We start from the raw sequence: 1,276 nt of genomic DNA, 5'->3' as shown, positions 1-1,276 counted from the left end.
GGTTTTTCCTGAAAAGATAAAAGTTTAACGGCGAATTATAGCATATTGTGGAGGTACTCAAAACAGCCGCAATGCTGGTGTGTTCTTATAATAAAAGGCCGTCTGAAAAAAGAGGGGCAGGCATTCAGCTTATTGTGCTTCCGAAGAATGAGTAAATGAATAAAGCCGTTAAATAAAACAATTTTTCAGACAGGAGGCTTAAGATCAAACCCAAAAGAATGCCCAGTACCCAATAAATCATCTGCCGGTATTTCGGGTCGGATGTGGTACGCAACATTTTAAAATACAAAACTAGACAGCCGAACATGCAGATTGTTTGAAACAGAATGAGGGGGAGGCTGTTAATGGCTTCGGAAATCGAATCATGAACGATGATTGTCCCTATGCGTATGCATAAATAAATTAAAGCCGAGCCTACCGCCGAATGCCCAAAAGGGACGGGCGTGTCGGATGAGTCGGGTGTTTTGTGGGGCTGAAGCCTGCCGAATAACAAGATAAATACAATGTCAAACATAATGATAGTTGCCTTGGCGTAAGATGTTTTCGTTTTTCAGACGGCCTCAGGGTGTCTGAAAGCTTATTGTGCGGCGATATGGGGTGGTGCCGCAGTAAGGTATGTCAGTAGGCCGACCATCCATCATGCTGAAGTGGTTGTCATGCTTAAGTGAACACTTTGATTTAGCAGAGGGTTATCTGCTATTTCTCCAAATAGTCTGAAATACAGGGTAAGTTAAATGAATAGGGTCAGAGTGGCAAGCAGGTTGAGAAACAGTATGGAGTTTGTGGGTAAAACCTTTGCCGCGGTTCGCAGTTAGTTTAAAGGCCGTCTGAAAAACTGTTTCAGACGGCCTTTTTTCCGTACTGACTTAACCGGTATTACGCAAACCTTGCGCCACGCCGTTGATGGTCAGGTGAACCATCAGCAGTGCGTGCGGATTATCGGGCTCTTTGCGCAGGCGTTTGAGCATGGCGACTTGCAGGCCATTGAGGGCGTTCAGGTATGGAATCCTCAAGGCAAGCGAACGGGCGAGGCTGCGGTTGTCGCGCAGGAGCTCTTCGGTTTGCAGCAAGTCGAGCAGTGCTTTGCGGCTGCGTTGGTATTCTTCCTTAATCATGCCGAAGATGACTTTTGCTTTATCGGGCGATTCGCTCAAGCCGGCATAGTTTTCCGCCAAGGTGATGTCGGTTTTTGCCATTACTTGCTCCATATTTGAGAGCATGGCTTGGAAGAACGGGTTGCTTTGGGCGTGTTCGCGCAGGGCGGCCAGTGTGTCGG

Annotated in this window: 1 protein-coding gene; it reads right to left on the bottom strand. The window is 47.2% G+C overall.

Going from position 1 to position 1,276, the window contains the following annotated elements; genetic code table 11:
- Nucleotides 1–866 precede the first annotated feature (866 nt).
- The coding region (locus ACTHS3_RS13550; RefSeq protein ID WP_440368201.1) for a phosphoenolpyruvate carboxylase at nucleotides 867–1,276 on the bottom strand (410 nt) is incomplete at its 5' end.

The organism is Neisseria sp. P0009.S007, from assembly GCF_051962515.1.
Note: the sequence above shows the minus strand (reverse complement) of the source record. Positions and strands in the feature narration are given on the sequence as shown.